Source organism: Mediterraneibacter gnavus ATCC 29149 (genome assembly GCF_008121495.1).
In the GTDB taxonomy this organism is placed as follows: domain Bacteria; phylum Bacillota; class Clostridia; order Lachnospirales; family Lachnospiraceae; genus Mediterraneibacter; species Mediterraneibacter gnavus.
The window spans coordinates 976,694-1,003,031 of record NZ_CP043051.1 but is presented as its reverse complement, the minus strand read 5'-3'; the positions used below and the strand labels follow the sequence as shown (position 1 = coordinate 1,003,031).

Annotated in this window: 27 protein-coding genes; 25 read left to right on the top strand and 2 right to left on the bottom strand. The window is 44.4% G+C overall.

The features are described from left to right. The first annotated feature begins 8 nt into the window (after positions 1-8). The 19 genes from FXV78_RS04940 to dnaB all read left to right on the top strand — a co-directional run bounded on the left by FXV78_RS04940 (position 9) and on the right by dnaB (position 20,983). Entirely contained in the window at positions 9-857 is an 849-nt protein-coding gene (locus FXV78_RS04940; RefSeq protein WP_004841963.1) for a carbohydrate ABC transporter permease, read from the top strand. Between the two features lie 19 nt (positions 858-876). Further along, the gene (locus FXV78_RS04935; protein ID WP_004841964.1) at positions 877-2,871 is read left to right on the top strand and encodes a putative glycoside hydrolase; all 1,995 of its coding nucleotides are present in this window, start codon (positions 877-879) and stop codon (positions 2,869-2,871) included. Between the two features lie 73 nt (positions 2,872-2,944). Then, positions 2,945-3,817, top strand: coding sequence for a YitT family protein (locus tag FXV78_RS04930; protein WP_004841965.1), 873 nt, complete (start codon positions 2,945-2,947; stop codon positions 3,815-3,817). A gap of 7 nt (positions 3,818-3,824) precedes the next feature. After that, a complete protein-coding gene (locus tag FXV78_RS04925) occupies positions 3,825-5,243 on the top strand; it encodes a leucyl aminopeptidase family protein (protein ID WP_004841967.1) in 1,419 nt (472 codons plus the stop codon). Continuing rightward, positions 5,234-7,762, top strand: a complete 2,529-nt coding sequence (locus FXV78_RS04920; protein ID WP_004841968.1) for a transglutaminase domain-containing protein — start codon at positions 5,234-5,236, stop codon at positions 7,760-7,762. Before FXV78_RS04925 ends, FXV78_RS04920 begins: the two co-directional genes overlap by 10 nt. A gap of 226 nt (positions 7,763-7,988) precedes the next feature. Beyond that, complete coding sequence (locus FXV78_RS04915) at positions 7,989-8,957, top strand: leucine-rich repeat protein (RefSeq protein WP_004841970.1); 969 nt, start codon at positions 7,989-7,991, stop codon at positions 8,955-8,957. A gap of 25 nt (positions 8,958-8,982) precedes the next feature. Then, the gene (locus FXV78_RS04910) at positions 8,983-10,311 is read left to right on the top strand and encodes a vWA domain-containing protein (RefSeq protein WP_004841971.1); all 1,329 of its coding nucleotides are present in this window, start codon (positions 8,983-8,985) and stop codon (positions 10,309-10,311) included. Then, positions 10,302-11,816, top strand: a complete 1,515-nt coding sequence (locus FXV78_RS04905; protein WP_004841973.1) for an ATP-binding protein — start codon at positions 10,302-10,304, stop codon at positions 11,814-11,816. The genes FXV78_RS04910 and FXV78_RS04905 overlap by 10 nt, the downstream gene beginning before the upstream one ends. A gap of 137 nt (positions 11,817-11,953) precedes the next feature. Then, positions 11,954-12,865 carry a Cof-type HAD-IIB family hydrolase gene (locus FXV78_RS04900; protein ID WP_004841978.1) on the top strand — a complete coding sequence of 304 codons (912 nt, stop codon included), beginning with the start codon at positions 11,954-11,956 and terminating at the stop codon, positions 12,863-12,865. Then, positions 12,847-13,482 (top strand): lactate utilization protein, encoded by a 636-nt coding sequence (locus FXV78_RS04895; RefSeq protein WP_039959539.1) that lies wholly within the window; start codon positions 12,847-12,849, stop codon positions 13,480-13,482. Before FXV78_RS04900 ends, FXV78_RS04895 begins: the two co-directional genes overlap by 19 nt. Before the next feature lie 36 nt (positions 13,483-13,518). Next, entirely contained in the window at positions 13,519-14,307 is a 789-nt protein-coding gene (gene srtB / locus FXV78_RS04890; protein ID WP_105084796.1) for a class B sortase, read from the top strand. A 3-nt stretch (positions 14,308-14,310) separates the two neighbouring features. Further along, positions 14,311-14,499 carry a DUF951 domain-containing protein gene (locus FXV78_RS04885; protein ID WP_004841982.1) on the top strand — a complete coding sequence of 63 codons (189 nt, stop codon included), beginning with the start codon at positions 14,311-14,313 and terminating at the stop codon, positions 14,497-14,499. Positions 14,500-14,618: 119 nt separating this feature from the next. Continuing rightward, on the top strand, positions 14,619-14,906 hold the full coding sequence (gene rpsF, locus FXV78_RS04880; RefSeq protein ID WP_024853895.1) for a 30S ribosomal protein S6: 288 nt from the start codon (positions 14,619-14,621) through the stop codon (positions 14,904-14,906). A gap of 16 nt (positions 14,907-14,922) precedes the next feature. After that, positions 14,923-15,369, top strand: a complete 447-nt coding sequence (locus FXV78_RS04875) for a single-stranded DNA-binding protein (RefSeq protein ID WP_004841984.1) — start codon at positions 14,923-14,925, stop codon at positions 15,367-15,369. 39 nt (positions 15,370-15,408) lie between these two features. Further along, positions 15,409-15,675 carry a 30S ribosomal protein S18 gene (rpsR, locus tag FXV78_RS04870; RefSeq protein WP_009244089.1) on the top strand — a complete coding sequence of 89 codons (267 nt, stop codon included), beginning with the start codon at positions 15,409-15,411 and terminating at the stop codon, positions 15,673-15,675. Positions 15,676-15,835: 160 nt separating this feature from the next. Next, the gene (locus tag FXV78_RS04865) at positions 15,836-17,038 is read left to right on the top strand and encodes an AI-2E family transporter (protein WP_004841993.1); all 1,203 of its coding nucleotides are present in this window, start codon (positions 15,836-15,838) and stop codon (positions 17,036-17,038) included. 98 nt (positions 17,039-17,136) lie between these two features. After that, a complete protein-coding gene (locus FXV78_RS04860) occupies positions 17,137-19,176 on the top strand; it encodes a DHH family phosphoesterase (RefSeq protein WP_148844602.1) in 2,040 nt (679 codons plus the stop codon). A 1-nt stretch (position 19,177) separates the two neighbouring features. Further along, on the top strand, positions 19,178-19,624 hold the full coding sequence (gene rplI / locus FXV78_RS04855) for a 50S ribosomal protein L9 (RefSeq protein ID WP_004842004.1): 447 nt from the start codon (positions 19,178-19,180) through the stop codon (positions 19,622-19,624). A 15-nt stretch (positions 19,625-19,639) separates the two neighbouring features. Further along, positions 19,640-20,983: a replicative DNA helicase gene (gene dnaB / locus FXV78_RS04850; protein ID WP_004842006.1), complete on the top strand. Its 1,344-nt coding sequence runs from the start codon at positions 19,640-19,642 to the stop codon at positions 20,981-20,983. Here dnaB and FXV78_RS04845 read toward each other — a convergent pair. Continuing rightward, positions 20,974-21,624, bottom strand: coding sequence for a helix-turn-helix domain-containing protein (locus tag FXV78_RS04845; protein WP_022038453.1), 651 nt, complete (start codon positions 21,622-21,624; stop codon positions 20,974-20,976). The two genes, dnaB and FXV78_RS04845, sit on opposite strands and share 10 nt — an antisense overlap. Positions 21,625-21,831: 207 nt before the next feature. Further along, entirely contained in the window at positions 21,832-22,002 is a 171-nt protein-coding gene (locus FXV78_RS04840) for a DUF362 domain-containing protein (protein ID WP_009244075.1), read from the bottom strand. Positions 22,003-22,304: 302 nt separating this feature from the next. Between FXV78_RS04840 and FXV78_RS04835 the strand changes: the two genes are divergently transcribed. From FXV78_RS04835 to FXV78_RS04810, 6 genes are all read left to right on the top strand, one after another. After that, entirely contained in the window at positions 22,305-23,465 is a 1,161-nt protein-coding gene (locus FXV78_RS04835) for a substrate-binding domain-containing protein (RefSeq protein ID WP_004842009.1), read from the top strand. A gap of 14 nt (positions 23,466-23,479) precedes the next feature. Beyond that, positions 23,480-24,079, top strand: coding sequence for a PHP domain-containing protein (locus tag FXV78_RS04830; RefSeq protein ID WP_004842010.1), 600 nt, complete (start codon positions 23,480-23,482; stop codon positions 24,077-24,079). Between the two features lie 96 nt (positions 24,080-24,175). Further along, positions 24,176-24,478: an ArsR/SmtB family transcription factor gene (locus tag FXV78_RS04825; protein WP_004842012.1), complete on the top strand. Its 303-nt coding sequence runs from the start codon at positions 24,176-24,178 to the stop codon at positions 24,476-24,478. Positions 24,479-24,558: 80 nt separating this feature from the next. Then, a complete protein-coding gene (locus FXV78_RS04820) occupies positions 24,559-25,572 on the top strand; it encodes a permease (protein ID WP_004842014.1) in 1,014 nt (337 codons plus the stop codon). Between the two features lie 84 nt (positions 25,573-25,656). Further along, on the top strand, positions 25,657-26,079 hold the full coding sequence (locus FXV78_RS04815) for an arsenate reductase ArsC (RefSeq protein WP_004842018.1): 423 nt from the start codon (positions 25,657-25,659) through the stop codon (positions 26,077-26,079). Then, on the top strand, positions 26,051-26,338 hold the full coding sequence (locus tag FXV78_RS04810; protein WP_131588773.1) for a hypothetical protein: 288 nt from the start codon (positions 26,051-26,053) through the stop codon (positions 26,336-26,338). Before FXV78_RS04815 ends, FXV78_RS04810 begins: the two co-directional genes overlap by 29 nt.

Here is a 26,338-nt window from a genome sequence, read left to right as displayed (position 1 = left end):
AAGAACACATGAAAAAGAAAGTAAAAACTCGTAAGAAAATTACGCTGCAGAGTGTGATCATGTATATTCTGCTGATTTTGACAGCGCTGATGTTTGCAACCCCGATGTTGTTTACCCTTTTGTCTTCCATTAAGACAAAAGTAGAAATTTTTGCGAAACCATTCTCCTGGCCGGAAGTCCCGCAATGGTCCAACTATGTGGAAGCCTGGACAAGTGCCAACATGAGTCACTACTTTTTAAACAGTTTGATTCAGGCAGGAGCGACAGTGATCGTACTTGCGATCGTGTCTACAATGGCAGCCTACGTACTGTCCAGATTTGATTTTAAATGCAACAAATTTTTACTGTTATTCTTTATGCTGGGAATGATGGTTCCGGTACATACTGTACTTGTTCCGGTTTCTTACATTATCGGAGCGCTGAATCTGAAAAATAATATCCCGGCGCTGGTTATGATCTATGTGGCATTCAGCCTTCCGTTCAGTATTCTGGTCGTGACCAACTTTATGAAGGGTGTGAACCGTTCTCTGGAAGAAGCAGCTCTGATCGACGGAGCAACCTATTTCCAGATTTATAAAAATGTGATGCTGCCGATGACAGTACCGGCAATTTCCACGATTTCTATTTTTAACTTCCTGGGTGCATGGAACAACATTCTGTTCCCGCTTCTGTTCATCAATGACAAGAACTTAAAGCCGATCGCACTGGGACTGTTGAACTTCAACGGAGAGCGTGGAAGTGATTATGGCCCGCTGATGGCGGCAATCGTGATCACAGTTGCTGTTCCGCTTGTGATCTACCTGTTATTCCAGGAAAAAGTAGAAGGCGGTCTGGCAGCGGGAGCTGTGAAAGAATAGGCATGAGGAGGAAAATAAAATGAGCAAGATCAGATACAGACAGGTGCATCTGGATTTTCATACAAGTGAGTACATACCGGATATCGCAGCAGATTTTGACAAAGAAGAATTTGCAAAAACATTGGAAGAAGCACATGTAGATTCCATTACATGTTTTGCAAGATGTCATCATGGATGGCTGTACTATCCGTCAAAAAAATTTCCGGAGCTCATCCACCCGGGATTGAAGAACAAAAACTTTTTACTGGAGCAGATCGAGGCGTGTCATAAGAGAGGGATCAAAGTGCCGGTTTATACAACTGCACAGTGGGATGGAAGAATCATGCGCGAGCATCCGGAGTGGCTTGCAGTAGATGAAAATGGAGAATTTATTGATACCCAGGGAGTTCCGGCGCCGCATTTTTATCACACGATCTGTCTGAACAGCGGTTACAGACAATTTTTCAAGGATCAGCTTCAGGATATGATCGAGGTGATCGGCGTGGAAAATCTGGATGGAATTTTTATGGATATTCTGTTCCAGGTAGACTGCAAGTGTGAGCATTGTGTGAGGAAGATGCAGGAGCTTGGAATGGATACCGAATCCAAAGTGGAACGGATGCGGTACGCAGAGCATATGCTGGATGAATTTAAGACGGAGATCAGCGAATTTATCCACAGCATGGCGCCGGAGGCAACGATCTTTTACAATGGATCTCATGTGGGACCAAGAAGCAAGAACAGTTTTAAAGAATACAGCCATCTGGAGCTGGAATCTCTGCCAAGCGGCGGCTGGGGATATGATCACTTCCCGGCAACCAGCAGATATGCCCGTAATCTCGGAAAAGAGATGATTGGAATGACCGGAAAATTCCATACATACTGGGGAGATTTCCATTCTCTGAAAAATCAGGCAGCGTTGGAATATGAATGTTTCCATATGCTGGCAGTGGGAGCAGGATGCTCCATCGGAGATCAGCTTCATCCAAGAGGTGTGCTCTCCAAAGGCGCTTACGACCTGATCGGGAATGTTTACAAAAGCGTAGAGGAAAAAGAGCCGTATTGCCGGGATGTCAAAGCACGGACGGAGATCGCAGTGATCACACCGGAGGAATTCTATCCGGAGGATGCAAAGGATTCTGTTCTGTCACCATCTTTGATCGGAACGGTGCGTATCCTGCAGGAGCTGGGCTATCAGTTTGATATTATTGACAGTCAGATGCCGCTGGATGATTATCAGGTAGTGATTCTTCCGGACTGCATTTATCATAATGAAGATCTGAAACAGAAGATGGAAGCATATCTGGCACAGGGTGGTCATGTGATCGGTTCTTTTGATTCCTGTCTGCCAAAAGACGGAAGTGAGAGCATTTACGGTGTGGCATTTGAGAAGGAATCGGAATATTACAGAGAATTTGTGATGCCGAATGACGTGATCGGAAAAGATCTGCCAAAAGAAGAGTTTGTCATGTACTTGAGAGGATATGATGTAAAACCGGTACATGCAGAAGTGCTTATGGATAAGATAGAGCCGTATTTTGACAGAAAAGGAAACACCTTCTGTTCACACCAGCATGCACCGTCTTCCGGGAAAGTGGGAAGCCCGGAGGTGACGATCTGGAACAATGCGCTGTATTTCTCCCACCCGGTTTTTGCACTGTACCGTAAAAATGCGGCAAGATGGTGCAAGCTGATGGTGAAAGATGCGCTGGAATATTTCATCGGAGAAAAGCTGGTCAGATATGAAGGCCCGTCTACACTGAATATTCAGTTGAATGCGCAGGAAGAGAAAAACAGAGATGTTCTGCATATCCTGCATTATATTACGGAGAAGAGATCGGAAGACATCTATACCGTAGAAGACAAGATTCCTTTGTATGATCTGGAAATTCAGGTAAATACAGATGGAAAACAGGTAAAAGAAGTCAGAAGTGTTCCGGATGAAACGCCGCTTTCTTTTGTTCAGGAAGGCAAATACGTTAAATTTTCGGTAAAAAAAGTAGACGGACATCAGATGATTTGTATTCAATATTAAAAGAAGGGGATGTTCTGGAAATTTGTATAGGGATACAGGTTTTCAGACATCCCTTTTCTACAGGAGGTTCAAGGTGGAAGCAAAAAACTGGAAGACAGAAAAAGAGACCATCATCCGTTGTGTGCTGTTAAATCTGGCAGGCGTTTTTATTTATGCGGTTGGAATCAACAGCTTTGCGGCGCCGCACAAGATTGCACCCGGAGGGGCAAGCGGCATTGCGATCCTGATCAATTATCTGACAGGATGTCCGATCGGTCTGTTTGTCTTTGTATTTAATATTCCGCTGCTTCTGATCATTGTGGTCAAAAAATATTTTCCGCGTTCTTTCGTGTTTCGCACCCTGGCGTCTACCGCTCTGCTCTCCATTGTGACAGATCTGGTGATCGTCAGGATTCCGGTATACAAAGGAAATCCTCTTCTGGCGGCTATGTTTTGCGGAGCCATGATGGGGATCGGTCTGGCGCTGGTGCATATGGGACAGTCCAACACCGGGGGCATTTCTCTTCTGGGACTGATCATGCAGAAATGCAATCCGCAGTTTCAGGTAGGCGCCTGGATCTCGGGATTGAATATTGCGGTTGTACTTGCCTCTGCAATGGTATATCGTAATATTGAAAGCTTATTATATGCGGTTGTGACGGTGTATATTTCGGGAATGTTCATGGATCATATGCTGGAGAATGCAGATGCAAAAAATCTGATGATCGTGATTGCCGAATCTACCGATAAGGTACGTCAGGTATTTCTGGACAGGAAGATCGGCGTGACCGTATTAAAAGGAGAAGGCGGTTATTCCAGTGAGGTACAGCGTGTGGTGATGTGCGTGTCAGAAAAGAAGGAATGCGAGCTTTTGCAGAAGCGGATCCACAAAGTGGATGACAAAGCACTGGTGATTATTACAGAAGCGGAAAAAGTAGCAGGAAAAGGATTCAAACATTTGACATAGAAGGAGGATGACGAACGTGATTGTATTAGCAGAACAAAAAAAGGCATCCGTACGGGTGGCATTTATCGGAAAAAAAGAGGCAGAAAATCTGACATACGTGTCAGCAGATTATCAGGCAGTATCCAGAGTGGGCGGTCTGGATGAGAATCTGACGGTTTATATCGGACAGGGGAAGGAACCGCTTACGATCCGTAACATTCAGGAACTGTCCGCAGGAGCAGCCGGCGCGGTGAAAGGAATGGGGATCAAGGCGTATGAGATGGACATCCGTCCGTTTCTTGAAGCAGCAGGTGTGCGGGCAGTCAGCGCCGTGATCGAAGGAATTTATACCGGAGCTTATGAAATCTGTCTTCCGGGAGAGGAACCGAAAGAAATTCCGGATGTGACACTGACTGGAATCGATGAAAATCTGTATCCGGCAGCACAGGGGGAATTAAAACAGGGGATTTCTCTGGCAGAGGCACAGAGCTGGGCAAGAAATATGGTGAATGCACCGGGAAATCTGTTTCATCCGATGGACTTTGCAAGAGAGATCATGGAGCATATGAAAGAAACATCTGTAGAATGTGAATTGATCGTATACAGTAAATTAAATGCAATGGGCATGGAAGCGCTGACCAGTGTGGGAAAGAGCAGTGAGAATCCACCGTGTATGCTGGTAATGCGCTATCGTGGGGACGAAGAGGCACCGGTAACCGGACTGGTTGGAAAGGGAGTGACCTGTGATACCGGCGGGTACTGTCTGAAACCGGCAGGATCCATGATGGGGATCAAAGGCGATATGGCAGGCGGTGCGGCAGTTGCGGCGGCAATTTATGCACTTGCAGCAAATCAGGTCAAGGTCAATGTAACCGGCGTAATCCCAATGTGTGAAAACAGGATCAGCCCGTCTGCGCTGGTTCCGGGAGACGTGATCGGTTCCTATGGCGGAAAGAAGATTGAAATCTGTAATACGGATGCGGAAGGTCGTCTGATCCTTGCCGATGCTATGGCATATATGGTGAAGGATGAGCATGCAGACCGGGTGATCGATATTGCGACACTGACTGGTGCAGTTGTGGGAATGCTTGGATTTTCCACAGCAGGATTGTTATCAGATGACGATGCGTTCTGCGGAGCATTTTTAAAGGCAGCACAGACAAGCGGAGAACGCTACTGGAGACTTCCGATTTTTGAAGAACAGAAACAGATGATCGAAAGTAAGATTGCGGATATCAAAAATATGGGACGGGATTACTGCGGAACGATCACGGCAGGTCTGTTCATTCAGGCGTTTGCCCAGGGACGTCCGTGGATCCATCTGGATATCGCGGGAACCGCATGGACAGACAATCCGTTGTACCAGGGACAGCCGCAGGGAGCGACTGCTGCGGGAACATCCAGCTTGTATTATCTGTTGGCAGGAGGAGAAGAGACATGTTTTTAAAAGAGACAGAAGAAAATATCCGGAGGCAGTTTGCTGTTTTCACGGAAAAATTTGAGAGAGCAGGAAAAGAGATTGAGGCCAGGATTCATGCAGAGCCGGCAGATATTGCACTGCTTTTAAAATATTTATACGCCAATATGCCGTTTAGTGATGTGGCAGATTATTCCTACGAGATGTTTCGAGAGTTTGCAGCACATGGTGCACAGTTAAGAAAAGAACAGATCTGGAAAGGAGAAACCCGGATTCCGGATGAGATTTTTCTGGACAATGTGGTATTCCACCGTGTCAATACCGAAGGAATTACTTCCTGCAGACCTTTATTTTACGCACAGTTACAGGAGAGAGTTGCAGGAAAACAGATGGAAGCAGCGATTCTGGAAACAAATTACTGGTGTGCCGAAGAAGCCACTTATCAGGCAACGGATGACCGTACCATCTCTGCAGAGGCCGTGTATCGAAACGGGATCGGACGCTGCGGAGAAGAGTCGGTATTTACGGTAAATGCGCTGCGCAGTATCGGAATCCCGGCAAGGCAGGTATATGCGCACCGCTGGGCACATTGCGATGACAATCATGCCTGGGTCGAAGTATGGTGTGAAGGAACGTGGCATTTTCTGGGAGCCTGTGAGCCGGAAGAGATTCTGGATCTGGGATGGTTCGTCAATGCATCTTCCCGCTCTATGATGATCAATTCCAGAATTTTCGGTTCACAACAGGCAGACGGAGATGTGATTGAACATCCGGATGTGACCTCAGGGGTGAACCAGCTTTCCAGATATGCAAAAACAGTTGATCTGGAGCTGTTTGTGACAGAAGAAGACGGAACTCCTGTGGCAGATGCGGAAGTTAGCTTTGAACTGTTGAATTATGCAGAGCTGGTTGCAATCTCCCGAAAGAAAACAGATGCAAACGGGAAGGTCGTGCTCAGGACCGGAAAAGGAAGCCTGTTTGTTTCCGTGTGGAAGGAAGATAGACATGTGACTGCCATTTTGGATACGCGTGAAATTTCTGCGCAGACACTGGTTCTTGCAGGAAAAAAAGCAGAAAAATCAGCAGAGGAGTGGGTGGCGTTCGATATGATCGCACCTTCGGATGCTCCTGTCAACACGAAAAGACCGACAGAAGAGCAGAAGCAGACAGGTGCGCAAAAATTCCGTCAGGCGACAGAAAAGCGGCTTGCGAAAGTAAACAGTTTCTTTGGAGAAGAAGCAGGGAACGCACTGGAAAACAGTAAGGGAAATCATCAGGAAATTCAAAAATTTCTCGATGCAGAAACACCAAATGCACTTTGGAAAAAGGCGCTTCTGGATCAGTTGAGCCTGAAAGATTTCAGAGACTGTAAGGCGCAGGAACTTTTGGAGCATCTTGAGGAGGCATGTGTATGGGGACATACATTTCCTTCGGAGATTTTTGCAAAATATGTTTTAAATCCAAGGATTTCAAGGGAACAGCAGAGTGCGTACAGAAGAAAAATTCAGGCATTTTTTACAGAAGAGCAGAAAACACAGTTTCAGAAGAATCCAAGAGAGATCTGGAATTGGATCTGCAAAAATATTCAGGAAGAACCGGCATATGAATATGAAGAGCTTTTAACAACCCCGGCGGGAACGCTTCGCTATCAGAGGGCAAGTCTGGAATCGAAGAAGGTGTTGTTTGTGGCGATCTGCCGTACACTGGGCGTTCCGGCAAGATTAAATCCACTGGATGGAGAAATGCAGTATTATGGGGAAAACGCATTTTTGAATGTGGAAAACTCTGAAAAAACAGAAGAAGTATGTGAAAAAACAGCGCAGATTCATTTGAAATCCGGGGATGATACGAGATGGGTCTATATGCAGAACTGGACGATTGCGAAAAAATCAGAGACAGGTTATCTCTGGCAGACCCTGCAGCTTGGGGAAGGATATCAGGGAGAGGCAAAGCTGGAAGTGGAAGCGGGGACATACCGTGTGATCACAACAAACCGTCTGCCGAACGGGAACCAGTTTGCTGCCTGCACAGAATTTGACATCGAAAATGGTCAGACAAAAGAAATCCAGCTGACTCTTCGAAAAGCGGAGCTGAAGGATATGCTGGAAGAGATTCCGCTGGAAGAATTTGCGGTAGAAGATGAGCAGGGAATAAAAATTTTGGGAAGTCAAAAAGTCAAAGAGGGAACCTCGTTGTTTATCTGGCATGAGGTTGGAAAGGAACCAACGGAACATATTTTAAACGAACTCCGTGAGAGAAGTCAGGAATTTGCAGCGCTTGGAAGCCGGGTAAATCTGATTTTGAAACATAAAGAAGATCAGGCAGATCCGACATTTGCAAAAACAAAGGCAGAGCTGCCGAAAGCAGCGGTGTACTATGATGAAGGAACGGAAAATATCAATGTACTGGCGCGCAGAATGTATGGGGACCCGGATAAGCTGCCGCTGATTCTTGTTGTAAAAGAAGGAATGCAGGGTGTGTATTCGGCAAGCGGATATAATGTAGGAACCGGGGATATGCTGCTTCGGGTTCTGAATAGCGGGATATAGGCAGCTAATATATTAATGATCGAACAGTTAGTTGAAAAAATCTCAAACGATACATGAAAAACTTATTTCTGAAAAACAGTCCTATCGCAAGGTAGGGCTGTTTTTTCAGTATCATACACTTTCCAGGATTCTTTCATTAACCGTTGTCTTAAGTTGTTGAATTTGACAATCCATGATAAACTAAATTCTTAGTAAGAACAATCCGCAGGAGGAAAAAAGCAGTTCTATGAAAATACATTACAGAGTATCTGGAGAGGGGATAGAGATCGTCCGGTGTTTCGGGACAGACAGTCAGGTTGTCATTCCGGAGCAGATTGAGGGGAAACCGGTAATAAAGGCAGCGCCCTATGCGTTTTCTGCAAGAAAAGACAAGGAAGAGATTGATGTACAGACATATGATACGGATCAGATCGGACAAAGGTCGGCAGAGGAAAAACTGCTTGCAGGCGATGCGGTGGAGGAAGTCGTTTTTCCCGATACCATGCGGGAGATCGGGCGTTATATTTTCTATGGATGCAGAAACTTAAAAAAGCTGGAGTTCTCGGACAATCTGATGCAGATCGGAAGCGGAGCGTTTACAGTGTGCGGAAATTTACAGAAACTGATTGTTCACTTGCAATTTGGAAGTAAAAGCTGTGTAAAAGAGATTCTGGGAGAGCTGTGGCAGAGAATGGATGTGACTTTCGTTTACGAAAACGGAGCATTTGGCGGTCAGAAAGCGGAGTTGGTATTCCCGGGGCATTATGAAGAAGCAGTGGAGAATACGCCAGCCCGGATTTTGTATACCCAGCATCATGGTTCGGGAAACAATTACCGGCAGTGTTTTCTGGCAAAGGAGTTGGATTACGAGAAATATGATGAATTGTTTTCTATGGCAGTGGTGATGGAAAAGCTGCCTGTACTCATTGATCTGTGTTTCGGGAGGCTTTTGTTTCCCATCCGGCTTTCGACAAGGGGAGAAACAGCTTATCTGGGATATATCAGGTCCCATCTGGAAGAAATCGTTCCATATCTGATCAAGAATGAACAGACAGAAAGGATACGCTTGATTTCCAGAGAAAAACTGTGGACATCAGAGGGGCTGGACATGGCGATCGAGTGCGCTTCCGACAAGCAGAAGTCGGAGATTTTAAGTCTGCTTATGAATGAACGGCAGCAGATGCAGCCGGTCAGAAAGAAAAAATTTGTGTTGTAAATGTACAATATAATAGAAGGGATATATGCGTATGGAAGAAGAAAACAGTAGAGAAGCAGCCGAAAAGCTTCAACAGATCGGCAGCAGTATTTTAGGTGCTGCAAGGGATGAGCTGTATCTGGGAATGCGTTTTCTGGATGTGGCGCTGAGCAGTTTTGTATATCAGATGGATTCGTCTGTCAGTCCCTTTGGAACGGATGGAGCAGTGATATATTTTCACCCGCAGCAGCTTGGGGGCTTGTACCGGCAGAATCGGATTCTTGTGAACCGGGGATATCTGCACATGGTGTTTCACTGTATTTTCCGGCATTTTATCAAACAGGGCATGGACGGGCGCTATTGGAATTTGAGCTGTGATATTGCAGCAGAGCATATGATAGATGGGATTTATCACAGAAGTGTCCGATTTTCCAGGAGTCTTCTCAGACGGGAGACCTACCGGAAGCTGGAAGCAGAGAAAAAAGTTCTGAATGCCGAGCGTATCTATCGGATTCTGACTGCCTGGGAGTTAGAAGAGAAAGAATTGTTGAAGCTGGAGCAGGAGTTTTATCAGGATGACCACAGATACTGGGAGAATCAAAAACCGGATCAGAAGCCAAGCCCGCAGATGAACCAGAAATGGCAGGAGATCAATGAAGAGATGGAGACCGATCTGGAGACATTTTCAAAAGAGGCATCCAGGCAGACCGGAGATTTTCTGGATCAGGTAAAAATCGAAAACAGGAAACGACAGGATTACCGGGAATTTTTACGGAAATTTGCGGTGTTTAGGGAGGAAAACGGTGTGGATCCGGATACGTTCGATTATACGTTTTACAGTTATGGACTTCAAATGTACGGAAATATGCCGCTGATCGAACCGCAGGAAACAAAAGAAGTCAAAAAAGTTGCAGAATTTGTGATTGTGATCGACACATCCATGTCCTGTTCCCAAAATCTGGTACGAAAATTTCTGGAAGAGACATATGGCATTTTGTGTGAAGAGGACAGCTTTTTTAAAAAGACCAACATTCATATCCTGCAGTGTGATGAGACTGTGCAGTCCGACCAAAAGATCACAAGCAAAGAAGAATTGAAAGAATATATGGAGCATCTAAAGTTGTACGGAGAGGGCGGGACGGATTTTCGTCCGGCATTTGCATATGTGGATCAGATGTTGGAAAATCATGAATTTGAAGAATTGAAGGGACTGCTCTATTTTACAGACGGTTACGGAATCTATCCGGGGAAAATGTCGGCATACAAGACGGCATTTGTATTTATGCAGGAGGATTACCGGGATGTGGACGTGCCGGCCTGGGCATTGAAACTTATTATAGAAGAATCAGAAATGGGAGGAGATACATGGATATAAAGCGAGCAAAACAGGAAATTAAAGATTCTATTGAGGCATATTTGGCCAAAGATGAATTTGGAGATTATCGGATTCCGGCGATCCGCCAGAGACCGATCTTTCTGGTGGGACCTCCGGGAATCGGAAAAACACAGATTATGGAACAGATTGCGAAAGAATGCCGTATCGGGCTGGTAGCATACACGATCACACATCATACAAGACAGAGTGCGGTAGGGCTGCCGTTTATTCAGGAAAAAGAGTACGGTGGGAAAACGGTATCTGTAACAGAGTACACGATGAGTGAGATTATCGCATCTGTGTATGACAAGATTGAGAAGACCGGAATTCGGGAAGGAATCTTGTTTCTGGATGAGATCAACTGCGTGTCAGAGACGCTGGCGCCGACGATGCTGCAGTTTCTCCAGGGCAAAACATTTGGAAATCAGAAGGTGCCGGAAGGCTGGATTATCGTAACAGCGGGAAATCCACCGGAGTACAACAAATCCGTGCGTGAATTTGACGTGGTGACACTGGATCGTATCAAACGGATCGATGTGGAGGAAAATTTCGAAGTATGGAAAGAATATGCATATCGTCAGGGAATCCACCCGGCAGTGATCTCTTATCTTGAAATCCGCAGAAAGAATTTTTATCGGATTGAGAATACAGTAGATGGAAAAGTATTTGCGACAGCAAGAGGCTGGGAAGATTTATCCCAACTGATACAGGTGTATGAGATGTTGGAAAAGACAGTGGACAGGGATGTGGTCTATCAGTATATCCAGCACAAGATGATCGCAAAAGATTTTGCAAACTATCTGGCGCTTTATTATAAGTACAAACAGGATTATGCAGTGGAAGATCTGTTAAAAGGAGAATGGAATCCGTCCATAATTCAGAAGATCAAGAATGCGCCGCTGGATGAGCATCTGAGCATCGCAGGACTTTTGAGCGGCCGTCTTGGCGAGGCGTTTGCAGCCTGTTATCGGGCAGATGCAATGGTCACGAAAATTTATGAATACATGCTTTTATATCGGGAGCATCAGAAAGAGTGGTCTTTGGAAACGGTGATCGGACAGATTACGCAGGATCTGGAAGCAGGAAAAAAAGCGGAGCAGCTGACCCGCACAGAAGAGAAAACCATGCAGAAGGCAGAAGCGTTTTTTGAAACTGCCAGAATCCGTGTGAATGAGTCATCCGGTTCCAAAGAAGCGGTCTATGAGGAAGTCAAAGCACAGTTTGAAGCGGAGGCAGAGAGGCTGGAGGAACAGACAGAAGAGGCAGCCGGTATGCTGCAGCATGTGTTTGCGTTTCTGGAAGCTGCATTTGGAGAGAGCCAGGAGATGGTGGCATTTATTACAGAATTAAATGCGAATTACTACAGTGTGTGGTTTATCAAAGAAAACGGATCCGATGCGTACTATCGGTATAATAAAGGGCTTTTATTTGAAGAACGGCAGCAGAAGATCCTCGGGCAGATGGAGGAAGTGGAAACATTGTTAAATGCCGGGATTAAATCGTAAATTGTCATAAAAATCAGATGAAAAATCGTTGACTTTCTGTTCGACAGTCATTATGCTAATTCTTATGGACATATGAAACAACAGAAAATTACTGGTGGGAACAATAACATCAGAAGAATGGAAAGCAGGAGAACACCATGATAAAAGTAATAGCAAGCGATATGGATGGAACTCTTCTTGGTAATGACCATAAAGTAGCGCCTGAGACATTAAAAGCAATCCATGAGGCATGCGATGCGGGAATCCGTTTTATGATCGCCACAGGACGAAACTTTAAAGGCGCAATGGAAGAATTAAAAGAAACAGATATTGTCTGTGATTATATTGTCGGAAGCGGAGCGGAAGTGCGGGATCAAAAGCAGCAGATCGTCAGTACAGCACCGCTTTCGATGGAGTTGTGTGAGGAGATTTACGAAAATCTGAAAGAATTTCCGGTTTCGATCATTTTCAGTTCCGGAGATTATGACTACCGGATCGGAACGAAAAAAGAAATCGAAGAAAGTTTTTTGAAACAGATCCAGCTGTTTCATATGGATACCGGTCAGGATACGGATGAGAGTGCTGTTTTATCTTCCCCTCTCTATCGGAGAATCGTAGAAAATACGAAGATCATCTCCGAATTTCAAGAACTGGAAGAGTCGCAGGTATCAGTCTACAAAGTATTTTTGTATTCCAACGACCTGGAAATGCTGGCAAGGATCAGCAAAAAACTGGAGAAAAATAAAAAACTGGCAGTGGCTTCCTCTTTTAAGACAAACTTAGAGATTACGGCAGTGGAGGCACAGAAAGGACCGGTCTTAAAACAGTACATCGAATCACTGGGGTATACGATGGATGAGGTGATGGTTCTTGGAGACAGCCTGAATGATTATTCCATGCTGTCTATGGATTTTGGAGCAACAGTGGCGATGGAGAATGCAATGCCGGAAGTGAAGACGGTTTCAAAATATATCACAAAGTCCAATGAAGAGTTTGGAGTTGCATATGCAATCTACGGAGTGCTTGCACAGATCAGAAAGGAGAATGCAGGATGGATGTCAGAAGTATGAGAAACGCTGTCCTTGGGGCAAGGGTTGTGAATGCCTTAAAGAGCAGAAATATGGATGCATATTATGTAGAGACAAAGGAAGAGGCAGTCGCAAAAGCTCTGGAGCTGATGCCGAAGGGAAGTACGATCAGCTGGGGCGGAACGATGAGCGTGGCAGAAGCCGGACTGATGGATGTCATTCGAAACGGAGATTACACGTTATATGACAGAGATCAGACAGAGACGTCAAAAGAGAGAGAAGAAATGATGCATAAAGCATTTTTTGCCGATTTCTTTCTGGGCAGCACCAATGCAGTAAGTGAAGACGGCGTTCTTGTGAATATCGACGGTGTGGCGAACCGGGTGGCAGCCTATGCGTATGGTCCGAAGAATGTTCTTCTGATCGTGGGGATGAACAAGGTTATCAAGACACAGGAGGATGCACTGCACCGGGCAAGAAATGAGGCAGCGCCGATCAATGCGCAGCGGTTTCAGAAAGAGACGCCGTGTGTTTCGGGCGGAACCTGTTTTGACTGCAAGAAACAGGGATGTATCTGTTCTCAGATCTTAATTACAAGATACAGTCAGATTCCGGGAAGAATCAAAGTGATCCTGGTGAATGAGTCTCTGGGATTTTAAAAAATAACAACAATGAAACAGGTAGAAGAGGTTGAAATGAAAGAAAAAAAGCAGCAGAAAAGTAAAAAGAAAAAAGGCTGGGATCCATTATCACTGACAGTGCTTCTGATCGCACTTTGTGTGTTTGTGTTTTCCGCGTATCAGCTGGCAATGATGATGGTTCCGTACTACACTGGCGGTGAGGAGTATGACGAGATCAAAAATCTTGCCATCGTCAGCGACAAGATTGGGGAGGGAGTGGAAGAAGCTCCGAAGTTTCAGGTGGATTTCGACAAATTGATGCAGGAAAATCCGGATACCGTGGCATGGCTGCGCTTTGACCAGCCGTCGATCATCAGCTATCCTGTTGTGAAGAGTGCAGATAATAACGAATATCTGACAAAGACGTTTTCCGCAAATGACAACAAACTGGGAGCAATTTTCATGGATATGCGCAATCAGAATGATTTCAGCGACCGGAATACGTTTATTTACGGACACAATATGAAAGTCGGAGGAGAGATGTTCTCCCAGCTGAATGAATATGCAAGTGAAGATTTTTATAAGGCGCATCCGTATTTCTATATTTACACACCGGACAGAAAGACACGGACTTACGAGGTCTTTTCTGCAAGAGTAGTGAAGGATTCGGCAGAAGTCTATAACCTGAATATTACGACAGATGAAGAGTTTGAAGCATATCTGGCAGAGTGTAAGAGTACGTCCAATTATGTGACGTCTCCGGGAGTGGACAGAAATTCCAAGATCGTCAGTCTTTCTACTTGTACAAATGTCAATGAAGATGAAAGATTTCTTCTGCAGGGAGTTTTGATCAAAGAGGAGTAGGACATGGCAGACAGATTTGATGTGGGAGATGTAATCCGGATGAAGAAGCCTCATCCGTGCGGCAGCTGTGAATGGGAGGTGCTGCGTGTGGGAGCTGATTTCCGACTGAAATGTCAGGGATGCGGACATCAGATCATGGTGGCGCGCAGGCTGGTAGAAAAGAATACAAAAGAAATTAAGAAAAAGTCTTGAAACGAGCAGATTCTTATGGTAGAATAGGAAACTGTGACGTACTGCTGAATTATCAGCGGACACAATTTTCCTTGTTCCCGGAGGAGCCGGGAGCCAGAGACCATAAGGAGGTGCAGAACATGAACAAGTATGAGTTAGCTGTTGTTGTCAGCGCAAAAATCGAAGACGATGCCAGAGCTGCTGTGATCGAGAAAGTAAAAGAGATGATCACACGTTTCGGTGGTAACGTAACAGACGTTGATGAATGGGGTAAGAGAAGATTCGCTTACGAAATTCAGAAAATGAAAGAAGGATTTTACTACTTCGTACACTTCGAGTCTGACGCGAGTGTTCCAGGTGAGATCGAACAGCGTATCCGCATCATGGACAACGTACTCAGATATTTATGCGTAAGACAGGAAGCATAAGAGAAGAGAGGTATATATGAATAAAGTGGTTTTGGTGGGTCGCTTGACAAGAGACCCGGAAGTTAGATATTCACAGGGTGACAGTGCAACTGCAGTTGCAAGATATACAGTAGCAGTAGACCGCAGATTCAAAAGAGATGGAGAACCGACTGCAGATTTTATTCCGTGTGTTGTGTTCGGACGTTCTGCTGAGTTTGCAGAGAAATATTTCCGTCAGGGTATGAGAATTTCCGTTTCCGGAAGAATCCAGACAGGAAGCTACACAAACAAAGACGGTGTGAGAGTCTACACAACAGAAGTGATTGTAGAGGATCAGGAATTTGCTGAGAGCAGAGCCGAAAGCGAAGCAAACAGAAGTTCATTCCAGTCTTCACCGGCACCTGGCCCGGCACCAAGTATTGATGCAGGGGACGGTTTCATGAACATTCCGGATGGAATCGACGAAGAATTACCGTTTAACTAACTTCAAAAGCCATAGTTATCAAAACAGGAGGTAATGAAGATGGCTTACGAAAAAGGTAGCAGACCAGAAGGCGGCTTCAAAAAGAGAGGCCCTGCACGCAGAAGAAAAAAAGTTTGCGTATTCTGTGGAAAAGAGAATAACGAAATCGATTATAAAGATGTAGCAAAACTGAAAAAGTACGTTTCTGAAAGAGGAAAAATTCTTCCTAGAAGAATTACAGGAAACTGTGCAAAACATCAGAGAGCCCTTACAGTAGCAATCAAGAGAGCAAGACACATTGCTCTGATGCCATACGTACAGGACTAATCGCTTTTATAAACGAACAAAAGACTCCGGCTTGTCAGTGACAGGTTCGGAGTTTTTTTATATAAAAAGAGCAATAAAAAGTGGAACAAATGCAGCTTCTGTGTTAGAATGATGGAATCATGGAGAGAATCTGAACAATGACAGAAAGAGCAGGTAAAGTATGAATCTAAACAAAGAAAATTTAAAAAAGATACGGGGACTGATCGTGTTTACAGTGATTCTTCTGATCGCATTGTGGAATTATTCATTAATTCTGGATGTGCTTGGACAGGGAGTGGGAATTGTATATCCGTTTCTTTTAGGCGGTGCAATTGCATTTGTGATCAATGTTCCGATGAGTTTTTTTGAAGAAAAGCTGTTTCAAAATCAAATGATGAAAAATAAAAAAGTGGCACAGAGGCTGGCGCGTCCGGTCAGTCTGATCATTACGCTGATCGTAGTAGTCAGTGTGATCGGGCTGGTGGTATTCGGAGTGCTTCCGAAGCTGGGGGACACTTTTATATCAATCGGGAAAGGGATACAGTCATTTATGCCGAAAGCGCAGAGCTGGGCAGAAGAGATTTTCCATAACAATAAGGAAATCAAGGAATGGCTGGACAGTCTGACGCTGGATTGGGACAAAATAATAAATGAAGTCGTGAAGTTTTTTACGAGTGGAGCGAGCAGCGTTCTTGGCTCTACGTTTGTAGTGGCAAGAAGGATTGCCAGTGGAATTACAACCTTTGTGATTGCGTTTGTTTTTGCGTGCTACATTTTGTTGCAGAAAGAAAAATTAAATATTCAGATCCGGAAAGTGATGTATGCATACATGAAAGAAGATCTGGTGAAAAAGGTTCTGGATGTTTGTTCTCTGAGTTACCGTACATTTTCGAATTTCCTGACAGGACAATGTCTGGAGGCCGTGATTCTGGGAACGATGTTTGTGATCTGTATGGGAATCCTGCAGATGCCATATGCGATGCTCATTGGTGTTCTGATCGCGTTTACTGCGCTGATTCCGATTTTCGGGGCATTTATTGGCTGCGTAGTGGGAGCATTTCTGATCCTGACGGTGGCGCCGATGAAGGCTTTGGTTTTTGTGATCATGTTCCTGATCCTTCAGCAGATCGAGGGAAATCTGATCTATCCGAGAGTGGTGGGCAGTTCTGTGGGACTTCCGTCTATCTGGGTGCTGGCAGCGGTCAGTATCGGAGCCAGTCTGATGGGAATCGTGGGAATGCTGGTTTTCATTCCAATCGTTTCCGTGCTGTATGCACTTCTCCGTGGGGATGTCTATGAGCATCTGGAAAAAAAGGGAATTGCTGTTGACCGGGAATCCGGTGAGATATATCGGCCGAAGGAACCGGATGTGGATGAAAGCTGACACGGAGACAAAAAAGTGGTATACTAAGACTGAGTTTGTGAAATCACAGCGTATGGGGAGGCTGTGCAAACGAAAGTATGGATAGAGGATAGGAAATCATGAAGAACAAAAACATGCGTTTAAAAGGGCAGCTGAGGATGTACATGCAGTGGCCGCTGATCATGACGATCTTACTGTTGGCAATGAATATCTGGATGTATATGACGGATCAAAAAGCCGGACTTACGATGACGGTATTCGTCATTATTTATGCAATGATCGTTGGATTGTTATATTTTTACAACCGCTCTCTTATTCTGGCAGATTTGATCCAGTTCTCAACACAGTACAAGGGAATTCAGAACACGCTGTTAAAGGAACTGACCGTTCCCTATGCGATCATTCTGGAGGATGGACATATTTTATGGAAGAACGACCGTTTTTCGGAAATCGTGGATGGAAGAGAAAAGTTTATCCAGAAGATAATCCCGGAATTGAACAAGGGAATTTTTCCGAAGGATGATGAGACCAGAAATGAGCTGGAGATCACATATAAGGAGCGGGATTATCAGGTGGAGCTGCGCAGGATTTCCCTGGAGGGCTTCAGCGAGAGCGAGCGGATGCTGCAGATTCCGAAAGAAAAAGAGTATTTTATCGCACTTTATATGAGAGATGTGACAGAACTGAATTCTTACATCCGTGAAAATGAAGATCAGAGGCTTATTGCCGGGCTGATCTACATTGACAACTATGATGAAGTGATGGAGAGTGTGGAAGAAGTCCGTCAGTCTCTTTTGGTCGCTCTGATCGACAGAAAGATCAATAAGTATATCAATGATGTGGACGGAATTGTAAAAAAACTGGAGAATGATAAATATTTCTTTGTTGTGAAAAAAGAAAGCTACCGTAAGTTTGAAGCAGATAAGTTTTCTCTCCTGGAAGAAGTTAAGCAGGTCAACATCGGAAATGCCCGATCCGCTACTTTGAGCATCGGGTTAGGACTGAATACAGCAACTTATGCGCTGAGTTACAATTATGCCCGTATGGCGATCGATCTTGCACTGGCAAGAGGAGGAGACCAGGCGGTGATCAAGGATTGTAAAGGAATCACGTATTTTGGTGGCAAGAAAGAGCAGACAGCTAAAAATACGAGAGTAAAAGCCCGTGTTAAAGCAGAGGCACTCAGAGAGTTCATTGTGGCAAAGGATCAGGTCATTGTCATGGGACATAAGATTTCAGATCCGGACTCCTTTGGAGCGTGTATGGGAATTTACAGAGCTGCTGTTGCTATGGAAAAGAAGGCGCATATCGTGATCAACGACGTGAGTACCTCGATCAAACCTCTGTATGATGAGATCGCGCAGAGCAGTGTGTATGGAAAAGATATTTTCCTGACTTCCGGGGAAGCGCTGGATTATATTTCAGACAGCGCTATGGTCGTGGTGGTAGATACGAACAAACCACAGATGACAGAGTGTCCGGAACTTTTAAAGAGATCTAAGACCATTGCGGTGCTGGATCATCATCGGCAGAGCAGTACGGTGATCGACAATGCGGTCCTGTCCTATATTGAGCCGTATTCGTCCTCCACCTGTGAGATGGTGGCAGAAGTCCTACAGTATATTGTGGATGATATCAAGGTGCCGTCCATTGAGGCAGACTGCCTGTATGCAGGAATCATGATCGATACGAGGAATTTTATGAACCGTACCGGTGTCCGTACATTTGAGGCGGCGGCATATTTAAGACGCTGCGGAGCGGACATTACCCGGGTCAGAAAGATGTTCCGGGACGATATGGAGTCTTACCGTGCCAAGGCAGAGGCGATGCGTATGGCAGAGGTCTACAGAGAACAGTATGCCATTGCAGAGTGTCCGAGTGACATTGCAAGTCCGACGGTACTGGCGGCACAGACAGCAAATGAGCTGCTGGATATCAATGGTATCAAGGCATCTTTTGTGCTGACAGTGTATAATGGAAGGATTTTCCTGAGCGCACGTTCTATAGACGAAGTAAACGTGCAGATCATAGCGGAAAAACTGGGCGGAGGCGGTCATATCAATTCAGCCGGCGCACAGTTTGAACATACAAACGTAAAAGAGGCGATCGAGGCGCTAAAGGTAACGATCGACCAGATGATAGAGGAAGGAGATATATAAAATGAAAGTGATTTTATTACAGGATGTAAAAGCTCTTGGAAAAAAAGGAGAGGTTGTCAATGTAAATGACGGATATGCGAGAAACTTTATTCTGCCGAAAAAGCTTGGGGTAGAAGCAAACGGGAAAAATCTCAATGACCTGAAGCTGCAGAAGAACAATGAAGCCAAGGTTGCACAGGAGCACCTGGATGCAGCGAAAAAACTGGCAGAGGAACTCAAAGCAGGAAAAGTCGTACTTACCATGAAAGTCGGTGAAGGCGGAAGAACATTCGGTTCTGTTTCCAGCAAGGAGATTGCAGAGGCAGTCAAAGAGCAGATGCATCTGGATATTGATAAAAAGAAGATTCAGCTGAAAGAGCAGATCAAAACACTGGGAACACATATCGTATCTGTAAAACTGCATCCGGAAGTGACAGCAGAGTTGAATGTTTCCGTGAAAGAAGCATAAGGGGAAATAGAGTTTATGGAAGCAGCGATTAAACGAATATTGCCCCACAGCACAGAAGCGGAGCAGGCGGTTGTGGGCGCCATGCTGATGGATAAAGATGCAATTATGGTCGCAGCTGAGATGCTTACAGGGGAGGATTTCTATCAGAGTGCATACGGAATGCTGTTTGATGCGATGGTAGAATTGTTTCAGGCAGGGAAGCCGGTGGATCTGATCACACTGCAGGAGCATTTGAAAGAGAAAAATGCTCCGCCGGAGATCAGCGGACTGGAGTTTGCAAGAGAACTTCTGGTCAACGCCCAGACCTCGGCAAATATTAAGTATTACGCAGAGATTGTCCGCGAAAAAGCAACTCTTCGGAAGATGATCAAGATCAATGAAGAGATTGCAAACAACTGTTATCTGGAGAATCAACCGCTGGATGTGATCATGGATGCTGCGGAAAAGCGGATTTTTGAACTGGCGCAGCATGGCAACAGCCAGGAATACACGCCAATTAAGCAGGTTGTTTTAAATGCGCTGGAAGTGATAGAAAAAGCGTCTAAGACAAAAGGAACGGTAACCGGAATTCCGACAGGCTTCATTGATCTGGATTACAAACTCTCCGGTCTGCAGCGTTCGGATCTGATCCTGGTGGCGGCGCGTCCGTCTATGGGAAAGACAGCGTTTGTACTGAACATTGCCCAGCATGTGGCGTTCCGTCAGGAGAAGGCCGTTGCCATCTTCAGTCTTGAGATGTCCAAAGAACAGCTTGTAAATCGTCTGTTCTCTTTGGAGGCTCATGTGGATGCGCAGATACTGAGAACCGGAAACCTGAAAGATTCGGATTGGGAAAAACTGATCGAAGGTGCCGGTACGATCGGAAAATCAAAACTGATCATTGACGATACTTCGGGTATTTCTATTACAGAGATGCGTTCCAAGTGCCGTAAGTACAAGTTAGAGCACGGTCTGGATCTGATCATCATCGACTACCTGCAGTTGATGAGCGGAAGTGGTGGAAGAAGCAATGAAAGCCGTCAGCAGGAGATTTCCGAGATCTCCCGTTCTCTAAAAGGACTGGCAAGAGAATTGAATGTTCCGGTGATCGCATTGTCTCAGTTGAGCCGTGCGGTAGAACAGAGAACGGACAAACGCCCGATGCTTTCCGACCTTCGTGAGTCCGGAGCCATCGAGCAGGATGCCGATGTCTGTATGTTTATCTATCGTGAGGATTATTATATTCCTGATACAGAAGACAAAAATATTGCGGAAATCATCATTGCAAAACAGAGAAACGGTCCGGTTGGAACCGTCAGACTGGCATGGATGCCGCAGTACACCCGTTTTGGAAATGAACTTCGTCAGGATCAGCAGTGATTGAACATATTTTTTAATCTGCCGAGCGGATGTTCGCGGGCCGCCTCTTTGCGGTTCGCCTGCTGCTGGCGGATCAGCGTGTCCAGTTTGCGGAAATGTTCTTCTTCCTGCCGTTCTTTTGCCTGGAAGAGGAAGTCCATTTCTCGTATGACATCAGTAGTGACAGACTTACTGATGTCTTTTTTTAATTCTTCATTGTTGGACACGACGACCTCTGTCAATACATCTCCGATTAGAGAACGGACCTGTTCCAGTTGAGTGACCGGCACGACTTCTGCTTCGGAGATGGCTGCTGGAGTTGACACAGCCGCCGGAGCGGAAACCGCAGCAGGAGCTGAAACAGTCGAGGCGGCCGTTTCTTTTTTCAGAGCTGCTTTTTTTAATGCCTCTGTCTTTTGAAGCTTCAGTTTGGTTGATTTTAATTCCGGAATGAGAGGCTTTAAGTCCTTTAAAAGCATTCCGGCATCTTTTAGTTTTTTAATACAGCAAAAGAGTTGTATATCATCTTCGGTATAATATCGATGTCCCATTTCTGTGCGTCCGATGACAAGCTCAAGCTCTTCCTCCCAGTAACGCAGAACGTGAGATTCTACATGAACCTGTTTTGCCGCTTCAGAAATCATAAATCTGACCTCGCCCATTAAAATATACCTCCTATGATCTGTTTTCGGTATTATTATAGCATGAGGGGGTGTAAAACGCCTTAGAAACCGTTCGTCAAATTGTGTCAGGAAGTGACTTGAGATTACTGGGAACAGCAGCGATTTTAAGGATATGAAAAAGAGCATCCTGAATCTGAGATTCAAAATGCTCTTTTCATGCTTGTGATCACTCGCAAATATTAAAAATTACTCTGCTGAAATAGCACCTGTAGGACAGGCAGCTTCACATGCTCCGCAGTCAACGCAAGCATCAGCATCGATTTCGTATTTGCCATCGCCTTCGGAGATAGCTCCTACTGGACATTCGCCTTCGCAAGAACCACAGCTTACACATTCATCACTAATTACGTGTGCCATAATATGTATCCTCCTTCTTTGGAATTACGATAAAGGATTACCGTTACCGTTACCAACATTCTAATACAAATGAGGAAAATATACAAGCATTATCATTGTGAATTTATGGTTAAAATCAAATGCAATTTAAAGAGTAAAAATATAAAATTTTTCGAAAATTAAGAAAATCTTTCTTTTTTTTTCACAGAAATCGTGTATAGTATACCTTATCGGACGAAGTCCGCCCGCCGAAAGCATGTATTACGGGATGCATAAGGGGGATAAGCTATTGTGAAAAGACAGTTTATACTGGAGGTTTTGATATGACAAGAAAATTAAGAGCAGTGATACCGACGATCTTGTGTGTTGCCCTGGCAGCCAGTGCCTGCAGCAAAAAGGAGGAGACTCCGACTTTTACAGGAGATAAGACTGAGGAGCCTTCGTATCAGGCTAATCTGGATTTTGTGACACCGGCAGCTTACAGCAATATACAGGGGCTTAATCTGGAGCCGGGTACTTATATATCGATCATCGGAAAGGATGAGAGCTCGTCTTATTGGAAAGAAGTAAAAAAAGGTGTGGAACAGGCGGTAAAGGATCTGAATAAGACTCTTGGATATAGTGGGGAAGATAAGATCAAGGCAACCTTTAATGCACCGGACGGAGAGGATATTGATGAACAGGTCAATATTCTGGATGAAGAACTGGCGCGGTATCCGGATGCGTTAGGAATCGCAAGTATTGATGAGGATGCATGTAAGGTACAGTTTGATGCGGCAGCAGAGAATGGGATTCCGGTCATTGCTCTGGACTCCGGAAATACGTATCAGGGAATCCAGTGTACTGTAAAGACGAACAATACAGAGGCTGCAAAAACAGTCGCATATCAGCTGTGCAATGGAATTGAGGATGCGGGAGAGGTTCTGCTTCTGGCGTCTGACAGTAATTCGGAAGTGGCAAAAGAGCGTTTGGCAGGATTTCAGGAAGAAATCAAGAGCGGACATCCGAATGTGCAGATTGTAGATACGATTTACTGTGACCAGATGGATGATCTGAAAAAAGAGATTGCAGAGCAAAAGAATGCTGCAAAGAAGGCAGAGGAACCAGAGATCACAGCAGATGATCTCAGCGATGAAGATGTGATCCTGTATTATATGGAACAGCATCCAAATCTCAAAGGAATGTTCGGAACGAATGTTACGGCAGTGCAGCTTGGATTGTCAGCCTTGAAAGAGGCAGAAAAGACAGATGAAATTGTTCTTACAGGATTTGATGCCGGAGAAGCTCAGATCGAGGCATTGAAAAATGGGGAGATTGAAGGGCTTGCAGTGCAGAATCCATTTGGAATTGGTTATGCTTCTGTAGTGGCAGCAGCAAGGAGTATCCTTCAGACAGGAAACGAAGCTCTTGTGGATACAGGATATGTGTGGGTGACAAACGAGAATATGGAAGATGCGTCCATTAAAAATATGCTCTATAAATAGAAGAGATTCTTCCTATGTTGTTGGAGAAGAAGATCACAAGGTTTTCTCTGACGGATTACGATACGATTGACGGAATCCAAAAAGCAAGGATGCTTAGCAGAGATCGGATCACATTTATTTCCGGGATTGAATTTACATGCCAGGAGAAGACTCCGGATGCGGTTTCTCTGCCATTTTCCATTCATCTGCTCGGCTATGGCTTTGATGAGAATGATCCGGATCTGATCAAAGCACTGGAGGCGCGAAAACAGAGGGTTCTGGAAGTGTTTGAGTCTTTGTTGAATGCCGCTAATATTTCAATAGAGCAGGCAATCCGATTGATTCATAAAGCCGGGGGACGTGCTGTGTGGGCACATCCCCTCTTTGTTTATCGCAATTTTGAAAAACGAAAATTGGAAAAAGAAGAAATTCAGGTGATTCTGCAATATTTAAAAACGTGCGGTCTGGACGGAATAGAAGCAAATTATTCAGCATTTGATTCTTCTGAAAAAGAATGGATATATAGGGTGGTGCAGGATGCAAAGTTATTTTGTACATCCGGCAGCGATTTCCATGGATCCAAGGGAAGGGACTTCATGGGAATGAAAGTATTGCATGAAGATTGGATCGGGTAAAAAGACATATTAAAAAAAGTTGATATATATATTGACAAAAGATGCATTCAGAGGTATGATACACATATCAAAAATATTTGATGTAAGGTGAAGGGTATGGATGATTATTCAAAAGATGTAAAGATTTTCAAAGCACTTTGTGATGAAAAACGACTGGCGATTTTAAACCATTTGAAAAGCGGTGAAAAGTGCGCCTGTGTTTTAATTGAGTATATGAATATCGGACAGTCCGCTTTATCCTATCACATGAAAATACTTTGCGAGTCAGGGCTGGTAGTCAGCAGGCAAGAAGGAAAATGGACACATTACAGTCTCAGTAAAAGTGGAAGTGAGTATGCTTCCAGACGTCTGTTGGAACTGACAACACCAGAAAGTGAAAAGCAGTCAAAATGCTGTTGATAGAGGTCATCTTCGGATGGCTTTTATAAAACCTCAATACATCAAAAAAAGTTGATATATCAAAGAAGAGGAGTGATTTTTTGGAATTTTTAAATACAATCTGGATATTTTTTCAGGATCAGATACTGGGGATGAAGTTTCTGAATCTGTTGATCGGCGATGTATTATCTGTGGCAGGTGTGGATATCGGCGGCCGCCTGGGCGGAAGTATTCAATTTTTTCTGTATGACGTGGTCAAAATTACAATTTTGTTATGCTTGTTGATTTTTATGATTTCATATATCCAGAGTTATTTTCCACCGGAAAGAAGTAAGAAGATTTTAGGAAAATTTGACGGAATAGGAGCAAATGTGATATCCGCTTTACTGGGAACAGTTACTCCTTTTTGTTCCTGTTCTTCCATTCCGTTGTTTATCGGATTTACAAGTGCCGGATTGCCATTGGGAGTTACCTTTTCGTTCTTGATCTCTTCTCCTATGGTTGATCTGGGAAGTCTTGTATTGCTGATGAGTATTTTTGGAGCGAAAGTTGCAGCAGCTTATGTTATTCTCGGGTTGGTCATTGCGGTTATGGGCGGGACATTGATTGAAAAACTGCATATGGAAAAATATGTAGAGGATTTTGTGAAAAATGCAAGAAGTGTTGATATCAGTTCACCGACATTAACCAAAAAAGACAGGGTACAATATGCCAAAAAGCAGGTGATAGGAACTTTTAAAAAAGTATTTCCATACATTCTGATTGGGGTAGGAATAGGAGCAGTGATCCATAACTGGATTCCGGAAAGTTGGATCGAGAGTGTTTTGGGAAGTCGGAATCCTTTTGGTGTGATTTTGGCAACGCTGGTTGGAATCCCGATGTATGCGGATATATTCGGTACAATCCCTGTTGCAGAAGCTTTGTTATCAAAAGGTGCAGAGCTGGGAACAATTTTATCATTTATGATGGCAGTAACAACATTAAGTCTGCCGTCTTTGATCATGCTGAAAAAAGCTGTAAAACCAAAATTACTGGTATTATTTATTGGGATATGCACGGCAGGGATTATCATTGTCGGTTATACTTTTAATATCTTCAGCGCAGTATTTATTTAAAGGAGAACGTGAATTATGGAATTATTTGAAAAAAAGGAAGAATGAATTAAAAAGAATATTGGAAGAGAAGGAGGCGTAACAGATATGGATAAAATGAAAGTGGCTTTTATATGTGTTCACAACTCATGTCGCAGTCAGATTGCGGAAGCGCTTGGTAAATATCTTGCAAGTGATGTCTTTGAAAGTTATTCTGCCGGAACAGAAACGAAACCGCAGATCAATCAGGATGCAGTTCGCTTAATGAAGGAAATATACCAGATTGATATGGAAGAAACACAGTACTCAAAGCTGTTGTTAGATATCCCTCCTGTAGATATTGTGATCACAATGGGATGCAATGTGAACTGCCCGACTGTTTCATGCAGGCACAGGGAGGATTGGGGATTAGAGGATCCTACTGGAAAAAGCGATGAAGAATTCCAGAAGACAATAAAACTCATTGATTCAAAAATTCTGGATTTAGCGAATAGAATTAAGGTTGATTTTATCACGCAAAGTGTCGTCTGAATCCATTGTTTCGTCTGGCTGCTGTAATACAGCAGCATCTGCGTTACTCGGTGTAGGAGGCGGATTTGCATTCTGCTATATTTTAAGCTTCATTCCGAAAATAAAAGAGGCACTCCCGATCCATTTGCTGGATGGGGTACCTCTGCTTGCGGGAAGTGTTGATATCAAGGACTATTTTGTGGCGATTGCAGTCACACTGCTTGGTGGTATCGTGAATCTTGCAGCAGCTGTTTTCATATTTAACAAAAGAGACCTGTAA

Bases quoted from the DNA above. Each gene is read 5' to 3' on its own strand.
- FXV78_RS04935 (WP_004841964.1), top strand. From the start codon at position 877: ATGAGCAAGATCAGATACAGACAGGTGCATCTGGATTTTCATACAAGT.
- rplI (WP_004842004.1), top strand. From the start codon at position 19,178: ATGAAAGTGATTTTATTACAGGATGTAAAAGCTCTTGGAAAAAAAGGA.
- FXV78_RS04825 (WP_004842012.1), top strand. From the start codon at position 24,176: ATGGATGATTATTCAAAAGATGTAAAGATTTTCAAAGCACTTTGTGAT.
- FXV78_RS04875 (WP_004841984.1), top strand. From the start codon at position 14,923: ATGAATAAAGTGGTTTTGGTGGGTCGCTTGACAAGAGACCCGGAAGTT.
- FXV78_RS04920 (WP_004841968.1), top strand. From the start codon at position 5,234: ATGTTTTTAAAAGAGACAGAAGAAAATATCCGGAGGCAGTTTGCTGTT.
- FXV78_RS04845 (WP_022038453.1), bottom strand. From the start codon at position 21,624: ATGGGCGAGGTCAGATTTATGATTTCTGAAGCGGCAAAACAGGTTCAT.
- FXV78_RS04900 (WP_004841978.1), top strand. From the start codon at position 11,954: ATGATAAAAGTAATAGCAAGCGATATGGATGGAACTCTTCTTGGTAAT.
- FXV78_RS04905 (WP_004841973.1), top strand. From the start codon at position 10,302: ATGGATATAAAGCGAGCAAAACAGGAAATTAAAGATTCTATTGAGGCA.
- FXV78_RS04885 (WP_004841982.1), top strand. From the start codon at position 14,311: ATGGCAGACAGATTTGATGTGGGAGATGTAATCCGGATGAAGAAGCCT.
- FXV78_RS04925 (WP_004841967.1), top strand. From the start codon at position 3,825: ATGACGAACGTGATTGTATTAGCAGAACAAAAAAAGGCATCCGTACGG.
- rpsR (WP_009244089.1), top strand. From the start codon at position 15,409: ATGGCTTACGAAAAAGGTAGCAGACCAGAAGGCGGCTTCAAAAAGAGA.
- FXV78_RS04895 (WP_039959539.1), top strand. From the start codon at position 12,847: ATGGATGTCAGAAGTATGAGAAACGCTGTCCTTGGGGCAAGGGTTGTG.
- rpsF (WP_024853895.1), top strand. From the start codon at position 14,619: ATGAACAAGTATGAGTTAGCTGTTGTTGTCAGCGCAAAAATCGAAGAC.
- FXV78_RS04815 (WP_004842018.1), top strand. From the start codon at position 25,657: ATGGATAAAATGAAAGTGGCTTTTATATGTGTTCACAACTCATGTCGC.
- dnaB (WP_004842006.1), top strand. From the start codon at position 19,640: ATGGAAGCAGCGATTAAACGAATATTGCCCCACAGCACAGAAGCGGAG.
- FXV78_RS04835 (WP_004842009.1), top strand. From the start codon at position 22,305: ATGACAAGAAAATTAAGAGCAGTGATACCGACGATCTTGTGTGTTGCC.
- FXV78_RS04840 (WP_009244075.1), bottom strand. From the start codon at position 22,002: ATGGCACACGTAATTAGTGATGAATGTGTAAGCTGTGGTTCTTGCGAA.
- FXV78_RS04940 (WP_004841963.1), top strand. From the start codon at position 9: ATGAAAAAGAAAGTAAAAACTCGTAAGAAAATTACGCTGCAGAGTGTG.
- FXV78_RS04860 (WP_148844602.1), top strand. From the start codon at position 17,137: ATGAAGAACAAAAACATGCGTTTAAAAGGGCAGCTGAGGATGTACATG.
- FXV78_RS04910 (WP_004841971.1), top strand. From the start codon at position 8,983: ATGCGTATGGAAGAAGAAAACAGTAGAGAAGCAGCCGAAAAGCTTCAA.
- srtB (WP_105084796.1), top strand. From the start codon at position 13,519: ATGAAAGAAAAAAAGCAGCAGAAAAGTAAAAAGAAAAAAGGCTGGGAT.
- FXV78_RS04865 (WP_004841993.1), top strand. From the start codon at position 15,836: ATGAATCTAAACAAAGAAAATTTAAAAAAGATACGGGGACTGATCGTG.
- FXV78_RS04915 (WP_004841970.1), top strand. From the start codon at position 7,989: ATGAAAATACATTACAGAGTATCTGGAGAGGGGATAGAGATCGTCCGG.
- FXV78_RS04830 (WP_004842010.1), top strand. From the start codon at position 23,480: ATGTTGTTGGAGAAGAAGATCACAAGGTTTTCTCTGACGGATTACGAT.